Below are 6,524 nucleotides of genomic sequence, written 5' to 3'. Positions count from 1 at the left end.
GAAGAAGTACAAATGAAGTTGTCGACACGTCCTGAAAAACGTGTGGGTGATGATGCACTTTGGGATATGGCAGAAAAATCTTTGGCAGATGCTTTAGATGCTGCTGGCCTGGATTGGGATTTACAACCAGGTGAAGGTGCATTCTACGGTCCGAAGATCGAATTCTCATTGAAAGACTGCTTAGGCCGAATCTGGCAGTGCGGTACCATTCAATGTGACTTCAATCTTCCAGAACGTCTGGATGCCTCTTATGTCACTGAAGATAACGATCGTGATCAGCCTGTAATGTTGCATCGTGCAATTCTTGGCAGTTTCGAACGTTTTATTGGTATACTGATTGAGCACTACGCGGGCTTTATGCCACCTTGGTTATCACCAGTGCAAGCGTGTGTAATGAATATTACTGATGCTCAAGCCGAGGCTTGTGAGTCAGTCGTCGCGAAACTTAAAGAAAACGGAATTCGTGCAATTTCTGACTTGAGAAATGAGAAAATCGGCTTTAAGATTCGTGAACGTACTTTAGAGCGTATTCCTTACTTATTGGTACTTGGGGACCGTGAGGTAGAGGAAGGTACGGTGAATGTCCGTACCCGCTCAGGAAAAAATTTGGGTACTATGTCAATCGACGCTTTCGTTGACTTAGTAAAAGCAGCCGTAGCCGAACGCGGCCGGTACATTGTGGAGTAACAGCGATTAAACAGCCTGACCGTAATCAACAGGGCGGAAAATCAAACCGTCCTGCCTTGAATGATGAAATTCGTGCAAAAGAAGTCCGTCTTGTAGACGAAAATGGTGAGCAAAAAGGTATTGTTAACCTTGCAGAAGCATTGCGCGCAGCTGAAGCTGCCGATCTTGATCTTGTTGAGATCGTAGCCAATGCTGAGCCACCTGTCTGCAAAATCATGGACTTCAACAAGCATTTGTTTGATCTGAAACAAAAGCAGAAAGAAGCGAAGAAAAAACAGCATCAAGTCCAGGTGAAAGAAATCAAGCTACGTCCTGCGACAGATGTAGGTGATTACAACGTAAAACTACGTGCAATCATCAAATTCCTTGAAGAAGGAAACAAGGTAAAAATTACCCTGCGTTTCCGTGGTCGTGAAATGGCTCACCAGCAACTGGGTCTGGCTCAACTGCAAAAAGTTGAAGCAGACGTAGTTGAATATGGTGTAGTTGAACAAGCACCAAAAATGGAAGGTCGTCAAATGGGTATGCTGCTTGGTCCTAAAAAGAAAAAGTAAGCATCTCTTGATGAAAAAAGCCCTGTATTTGCAGGGCTTTTTTATGAGGTAACTTAATCTTTTATTGAGCAGGGTAGGATTTTCCTGCTTCTACAATCGGAATATTGGCCTCAGTGGGTACATAAATTATTTGTTGAATACGACCTTCTCGTAGGGCTTCACCAAATGCACCAATAAATTCCTGCTTGCGATATTCAGGATAATCTTTAGCTGCCTGCCCAACGAGTTTAATGGCTTCTGCACGCAGTTTGGCACTTTCCAGTTCCGCTTTTGCAACTTGCACTTGAATCATTTTGGATTGTTCTGCTTCAGCCAATGCTGCCTGACCATCCATGCCTTGTTTCCAAACTTTATAATGTGGCCAGCCAAACAATAGCAGTAAAATGACAATCAATAAAAAGAACAGCAAGCTCAATAGCATGAAAGGACTCAGGGCGTTGCGACGGACATAATTCATAGTGCACCTACGGCAGATTTTCTTATCTATGGTATTTATTGAATGTTTTATTCTGTTTCAGAAAAAGCATAGCCGAAATTTTATGTAAATCAAATATATGTAGTGATAGGGGAAAGTCCTAACCAGAACACCATTTTTTTAATAACTGCTTTTATCCTTTGAAATCTGATGAGATAAATTTCTTTCAGCTTAACCCATATAATTAAAAGTGTTTTTGAATCAGCCTTTATGATCTTAAATTCCAAGCACTGTACATGGCTTGAATAATTTCCTTAGCTTGCTGACGAGAAAACATCGATAAATGAATCCGGAATAATCTTAAACAGAGCCGGTCGCGCCAACTGGACTGACAAAGAATAAAATCGAGCGTGCCATCTCGCTGATTAATTTGATGAGCGGGAAGTCTGGTTAGCCAGCGTTTGGTACGTGCCTTAATTGAATCATATTGGGGATTGATAAAGCTGTAATGGACGGTTTCACGATATAAACACAGACTGATCTGGTATCCTGCCAAAGTGTAATAAATTGTCCGCGAGGTGATTTTTAGTTTAATGCTATATACCAAGAGCGATAGCATCAGGAAACCTAGCATATAGCCATAAAAGCTTGGAGACTCCTGCCATAAAAATATCAATCCTCGAACAAAACTGGAAGGAGGATCTGAAGTATGAAGGTACAAAGTCATCAAAATCCCAATGGGATAGCAAAGAAGGAGAAGTCCCATATGTTTCATCGTCTGGTCACTTTGATGAAACAGAATGATGTCTGATGTGTTCATATTGTTATTTTTATGATGGATGAAAATTGAACACTTTCAAGCTTAAGGATTCTGTCCTAAAAAAGAAAGACCCGTTCGGGCCTTTCTTTTGATTGTTGATCAGCTTTGCTGCTCGTTAGATTTATTTTTTTCAGCTAACAGTTTTTTGCCAATCGGAATCTGACGAGGCAATTTTTCTTCCGGCACATTGCGCTGCAATTCGATTTTCAATAAACCATTTTCAAATTCAGCGTGTTGTACCTCTACATGTTCATCCAGACGTAAAGACAGCTTGAATGAACGGTGGGCGATACCTTTATGTAGGAATTCCACAGCCGTATCTGAATTTTCTTCCATCGCTTTACCGCTAATGGTCAGAACCTGATTTTCCAGATTGATCTCTAGCTGGTCTTCATTGAATCCGGCAGCAGAAACTACAATGCGGTAATTGTTGTCGCCGGTTTTTTCAATGTTGTAATGCGGATAGTTTGGTGCCTCACTTTGCATTGCATAATCAAAAAGGTCATTAAAGCGGTCAAAACCGATACTACGACGGAATAGTGGGCTAAGACTGAAATTGCTCATTGATCTTACCTCCTGATCTCAGAAAAGTTTTATAAACAACATGCAATTCTTAAATATGAACTCAGTGATTAGAAACAATCTCCTGAATAGATCATTGCTCTATTTCTAATATAGGATTGAGGCGAAGCTTTTCAAGACTCAAGATTTAAAAATATTTGAACCCATCTTGAGCTAAAAATAATGCTTTGAATTTAGCGATTTTACTGCCGAATCTATAACAAAATATGCGGAAGTGGGGCTTTAAATCATGCTATAACTAGATCAAGTTTCAATAATGTCATGTAAAAACGAAAAGGTAACAGGTAATCACATGATTGATCTATATTATTGGGGAACGCCCAATGGACATAAAATTACCATCGCATTAGAAGAAATGGGCTTGGAATATAAAATTTTCCCAATCAATATTCTGGAAAATGACCAGTTTCAACCTGATTTTTTACGTATCTCTCCGAACAATAAAATTCCTGCGATCGTGGATCAGGATGGCCCGCGTGGCGAACCGATTTCAGTTTTTGAATCTGGCGCGATTCTGCAATATTTGGGTCGTAAAACCGGCCTGTTTTATCCGGATGATGAGCAGCAACGTGTTGAAGTTGAGCAATGGCTAATGTGGCAAATGGGTGGCTTGGGTCCGATGCTGGGACAGAATCATCATTTTAGCCGTTTCGCTCCTGAGCGTATCCCGTATGCCACTGATCGTTATGTCAATGAAACCAAGCGTCTATACGGGGTTCTGAACAAACAGCTGATTGGTCAGAAGTATGTAGCCGGTGAGTATTCGATTGCGGATATGGCTATTTTGCCATGGGTGTTACGTCATGAATGGCAGCAGATTGATCTGGCAGATTATCCGGAAGTACAGGAATATGTGACACGCCTGACTGCGCGTCCAGCGGTGCAAAGAGCGTTAGCAATACAGGTCAGATAAGTCTGGCCTTTGTGCTAAACTAGATAAAAGTAGATTAAACCACCTTTGGGTGGTTTTTTATTGGGTGAGTGTATGAAAGATTTTTTCCTGAACTTTACTAAAATCGTGGAAACGAATCCTCGAATTTACTGGAGTATTATTTTCGGTATTGCGGCTTGTCTGCTGCTGTTCATTGCTGAAATTGTGCATGTGGATCAGGTGATCAGCGCCTTGAATACCAAAGATCGCCAGATTTTAAATGCAGCTCTTGAGCCGATCACCCAGAAATATCAATGGTCACGTATTTTGGTCATGGTTATGGCTATATTCTGGGCGAATTGGGAATATCTTAAAGCCAAGAAAAAACTGGGTTTAAGCCGTTAGTCTCGGGATGTCCCTGTTTCTGCTCTTTCTTGCCGCTTTTGGTGCAGCCACTTTATTACCGCTGCAGTCGGAAGCGGTTTTGCTGGGTTTATTATGGCAAGGGAGCTATTCGGCGGCTTTACTTATCATGATCGCAAGTGCTGGAAATATCTTGGGTTCCTGTGTGAACTGGTATCTGGGGTTTAAGATTGAGCAATATAAACATAAAAAATGGTTTCCAGTCTCTGAGCAGCAGATGCTTAAAGCCCAAAGTACCTATCAGAAATACGGCTATTGGTCATTATTGCTGAGCTGGGTGCCGATTATTGGCGATCCAATTACGTTAATTGCTGGCTTGCTCAAGGAAAATTTTGCCCGTTTTATCTTGATAGTCAGTGTCGCCAAAATAGGACGTTATTTATTTGTCTATTGGGCGTATGCGATGTTTTAAAAAAGAGGCGTAAAGCCTCTTTTTATTTGTATTCATCATTAGTGCACAATATTTTCCTGATTGAAAATCCTACGCACATCAGAACTAAAAATTATTTTTCAGTCCCTTTGGTAATATCAATTCCAAACAGATCCTTGGTTCTTGCCCAGCTGATGGCCACCACCAGTAGGGTCATGCTGCCACCAAACACTGTAGCCATAATTGTGCCCATATATTTCGCAGCCAGACCGGACTCAAAAGCACCCAGTTCATTACTGGATGAGACAAACATGCCGTTTACTGCAGCAACCCGGCCACGCATATTATCGGGTGGGTAAATCTGTAAAATCGTCTGGCGAATCACTACAGAAATACTGTCACAGGCGCCAGTCATGGCAAGAGCAAACAGAGATAGCCACATCGAGTTAGAAAAGGCGAATAGCAGGGTAAAGACTCCGAATCCTGCGACTGCAAGCAGCATATTACGCCAGGCATGTTGCGTAGGCGGAAAACGGGTCAGGGCAATCATGGTTATCAGTGCGCCAATTGAAGGGGCAGCCCGTAAATACCCCAAACCTTCAGGACCAACCTTTAAAATATCCTCTGCAAAAATCGGTAAGAGGGCAATCACCCCACCAAACAGTACCGAAACCAGATCTAGGGAAATCGACCATAGTACAATTTTGCTGTTCCAGATAAAACGGAAACCATCACCCAGACTATGCAGGACATTTTCAGTTTCAATTTTAGGAAAATCGCGCTTTTGCAATAAGTTAATCAGAACAAAACAGATGCTGACCAGTACTGCGACAGTTAGAAGACTGGTTTCCCGACCTAAAAACGCCAGCATAAAACCACCGAGCATCGGCCCGATAATTACCCCACTTTGCCAGCCAATAGTGGTCCAGGTCGCTCCATTGGCATAAAGTGCACGTGGAATCAGAAAGGGTTTCAGTGAAGTTGCTGAAGGATTATAAAAGCCACGAATGGTACCCAGACAGAAAATGACGGCATAAATTCCCCAAGACAATTGACTGGCGCTGAGGTTTCCCAAGCCGTGATAATGAAACAGTGACCAGAGAATAAGCGGCATCGGAATGGCGAAAAATAAACAGATTTTCATAATAGTCTGTTTATTAAAGCGATCCGCGATATATCCGCCCCATAAGGAGAGGGAAATAAAAGGAATGGCTTCTGCCAGACCAATCAGTCCTAAGGTTAGCGGGTCTTTGGTAATCTGATATAGAGAATAGGCAACAATAATTTCCTGAATCAGAATGGCTAAAGTCAGGCAAAACTGATTTAAGGTGACAATAGAAAAGTCTCGATAACGGAGTGCGGCAAACGCATCGGGCTGAATGTGCATAAAGAGCTGCAACTGAAAAAATTGACAAATTATAAAGTGATATCGCAAGCAGTATATAAATTCATCATCCAATTCTTATCGTAAAAAATGTTAAGTTTGCAGATTCATCAAGAAAAAAAGACTAGTGCTTTTGTTTTAAGCAAAGATGCATTAGAATATCGGCTCCCTTACCTGCAGGGCGTTCTTGCAATGGTGCAGACGTGCCGAACAGGTGTTCAAAAGAGGTTGTTATGCCTAAGATGAAAACTCGCCGTGGTGCAGCTAAACGCTTCAAAGCGACTGCTAACGGTTTTAAGCGTAAACAAGCGTTCAAACGCCACATTTTGACCAAAAAATCTGCTAAGCGTATTCGTCAATTGCGCGGCTGTGTAATGGTTCACGTAAGTGACGTTGCTTCAGTTCGTCGTATGTGCCC

At 41.9% G+C, this 6,524-nt stretch carries 10 protein-coding genes; 6 read left to right on the top strand and 4 right to left on the bottom strand.

Annotation, left to right across the window (positions count from 1 at the left end; translation table 11 throughout):
• Positions 1 to 687: threonine--tRNA ligase (locus B3143_RS06840; protein ID WP_286739943.1), on the top strand; the 687-nt coding region annotated here is incomplete at its 5' end.
• A 5-nt stretch (positions 688 to 692) separates the two neighbouring features.
• Positions 693 to 1,241 (top strand): translation initiation factor IF-3, encoded by a 549-nt coding sequence (gene infC, locus B3143_RS06835; RefSeq protein WP_081402664.1) that lies wholly within the window; start codon positions 693 to 695, stop codon positions 1,239 to 1,241.
• A gap of 61 nt (positions 1,242 to 1,302) precedes the next feature.
• Here the strand turns inward: infC and B3143_RS06830 are convergent, their stop codons facing one another.
• The 3 genes from B3143_RS06830 to B3143_RS06820 form a co-directional block, all read right to left on the bottom strand.
• Positions 1,303 to 1,662 carry a hypothetical protein gene (locus tag B3143_RS06830; RefSeq protein WP_373687226.1) on the bottom strand — a complete coding sequence of 120 codons (360 nt, stop codon included), beginning with the start codon at positions 1,660 to 1,662 and terminating at the stop codon, positions 1,303 to 1,305.
• A 262-nt stretch (positions 1,663 to 1,924) separates the two neighbouring features.
• Positions 1,925 to 2,476, bottom strand: a complete 552-nt coding sequence (locus tag B3143_RS06825) for a hypothetical protein (protein ID WP_286739942.1) — start codon at positions 2,474 to 2,476, stop codon at positions 1,925 to 1,927.
• Between the two features lie 99 nt (positions 2,477 to 2,575).
• On the bottom strand, positions 2,576 to 3,040 hold the full coding sequence (locus B3143_RS06820; protein ID WP_005233921.1) for an Hsp20 family protein: 465 nt from the start codon (positions 3,038 to 3,040) through the stop codon (positions 2,576 to 2,578).
• A gap of 310 nt (positions 3,041 to 3,350) precedes the next feature.
• Between B3143_RS06820 and B3143_RS06815 the strand changes: the two genes are divergently transcribed.
• The 3 genes from B3143_RS06815 (at position 3,351) to B3143_RS06805 (ending at position 4,764) form a co-directional block, all read left to right on the top strand.
• Entirely contained in the window at positions 3,351 to 3,971 is a 621-nt protein-coding gene (locus B3143_RS06815) for a glutathione S-transferase N-terminal domain-containing protein (RefSeq protein ID WP_004783581.1), read from the top strand.
• A 72-nt stretch (positions 3,972 to 4,043) separates the two neighbouring features.
• Positions 4,044 to 4,334: a hypothetical protein gene (locus B3143_RS06810; RefSeq protein WP_034580699.1), complete on the top strand. Its 291-nt coding sequence runs from the start codon at positions 4,044 to 4,046 to the stop codon at positions 4,332 to 4,334.
• Positions 4,335 to 4,341: 7 nt separating this feature from the next.
• Positions 4,342 to 4,764, top strand: a complete 423-nt coding sequence (locus B3143_RS06805; RefSeq protein ID WP_005233925.1) for a YqaA family protein — start codon at positions 4,342 to 4,344, stop codon at positions 4,762 to 4,764.
• A 91-nt stretch (positions 4,765 to 4,855) separates the two neighbouring features.
• On the opposite strand, the gene B3143_RS06800 is transcribed toward B3143_RS06805, so the two are convergent.
• Positions 4,856 to 6,109, bottom strand: a complete 1,254-nt coding sequence (locus B3143_RS06800; RefSeq protein ID WP_005233927.1) for an MFS transporter — start codon at positions 6,107 to 6,109, stop codon at positions 4,856 to 4,858.
• Positions 6,110 to 6,339: 230 nt separating this feature from the next.
• Here B3143_RS06800 and rpmI point away from each other — a divergent pair.
• On the top strand, positions 6,340 to 6,524 hold a 185-nt coding region (gene rpmI / locus B3143_RS06795; RefSeq protein ID WP_286739941.1), incomplete at its 3' end, for a 50S ribosomal protein L35.

Origin of the sequence: Acinetobacter sp. UBA1496 (genome assembly GCF_002324975.1) — a bacterium.
In the GTDB taxonomy this organism is placed as follows: domain Bacteria; phylum Pseudomonadota; class Gammaproteobacteria; order Pseudomonadales; family Moraxellaceae; genus Acinetobacter; species Acinetobacter variabilis.
The sequence above is the reverse complement of the archived record's forward strand: the minus strand, read 5'-3'. Positions and strand labels throughout refer to the sequence as shown.

Excerpts from the sequence above, each read along its gene's own strand:
- B3143_RS06830 (WP_373687226.1), bottom strand. The coding sequence starts at position 1,662 with ATGCTATTGAGCTTGCTGTTCTTTTTATTGATTGTCATTTTACTGCTA.
- B3143_RS06825 (WP_286739942.1), bottom strand. The coding sequence starts at position 2,476 with ATGAACACATCAGACATCATTCTGTTTCATCAAAGTGACCAGACGATG.
- B3143_RS06820 (WP_005233921.1), bottom strand. The coding sequence starts at position 3,040 with ATGAGCAATTTCAGTCTTAGCCCACTATTCCGTCGTAGTATCGGTTTT.
- B3143_RS06815 (WP_004783581.1), top strand. The coding sequence starts at position 3,351 with ATGATTGATCTATATTATTGGGGAACGCCCAATGGACATAAAATTACC.
- B3143_RS06810 (WP_034580699.1), top strand. The coding sequence starts at position 4,044 with ATGAAAGATTTTTTCCTGAACTTTACTAAAATCGTGGAAACGAATCCT.
- B3143_RS06805 (WP_005233925.1), top strand. The coding sequence starts at position 4,342 with ATGTCCCTGTTTCTGCTCTTTCTTGCCGCTTTTGGTGCAGCCACTTTA.
- B3143_RS06800 (WP_005233927.1), bottom strand. The coding sequence starts at position 6,109 with ATGCACATTCAGCCCGATGCGTTTGCCGCACTCCGTTATCGAGACTTT.